Source organism: Prescottella equi, assembly GCF_002094305.1.
Lineage (GTDB): Bacteria > Actinomycetota > Actinomycetes > Mycobacteriales > Mycobacteriaceae > Prescottella > Prescottella equi.
In genome coordinates this window covers 1-874 of sequence record NZ_LWTX01000028.1, presented here as the reverse complement: position 1 = coordinate 874, position 874 = coordinate 1, and the positions used below count along the sequence as shown (strand labels likewise).

The following is an 874-nucleotide window of genomic DNA, read 5'->3' as shown; positions in this document are numbered from 1 at the left end:
CGGCACGGCGCGCGTCAAGCGGGGCATGGCCGAGATGCTCAAGGGCGGCGTCATCATGGACGTGGTCACCCCCGAGCAGGCCAAGATCGCCGAGGACGCCGGCGCTGTCGCGGTCATGGCGCTCGAGCGGGTGCCCGCCGACATCCGCGCCCAGGGCGGCGTCTCGCGCATGTCGGATCCGGACATGATCGACGGCATCATCGAGGCCGTGTCCATCCCGGTCATGGCCAAGGCCCGCATCGGCCACTTCGTCGAGGCCCAGATCCTGCAGTCCCTCGGTGTCGACTACATCGACGAGTCCGAGGTCCTCACCCCCGCCGACTACGACAACCACATCGACAAGTTCGCCTTCACCGTCCCGTTCGTGTGTGGCGCCACCAACCTCGGCGAAGCCCTGCGCCGCATCAACGAGGGCGCGGCGATGATCCGCTCCAAGGGCGAGGCCGGCACCGGCGACGTCTCCAACGCCACCACCCACATGCGCAGGATCCGCCAGGAGATCCGCCGCCTGACCTCGCTGCCCGAGGACGAGCTGTACGTCGCGGCCAAGGAACTGCAGGCCCCCTACGACCTCGTCGTCGAGGTCGCCAAGGCCGGCAAGCTCCCGGTCACCCTGTTCACCGCCGGCGGCATCGCGACCCCCGCCGACGCGGCCATGATGATGCAGCTCGGTGCCGAGGGCGTGTTCGTAGGCTCCGGTATCTTCAAGTCCGGCAACCCCGCCGAGCGCGCCGCCGCGATCGTCAAGGCCACCACCTTCTTCGACGACCCCGACGTCCTCGCGAAGGTCTCCCGCGGTCTCGGCGAGGCCATGGTCGGCATCAACGTCGACGACATCCCGCAGCCTCACCGGCTCGCCGAGCGCGGCTGGTGA

1 protein-coding gene is annotated in these 874 nt (G+C 69.5%); it reads left to right on the top strand.

The features are described 5' to 3' along the window. The coding region (pdxS, locus tag A6I89_RS24240) for a pyridoxal 5'-phosphate synthase lyase subunit PdxS (RefSeq protein ID WP_081123180.1) at window positions 1–874 on the top strand (874 nt) is incomplete at its 5' end.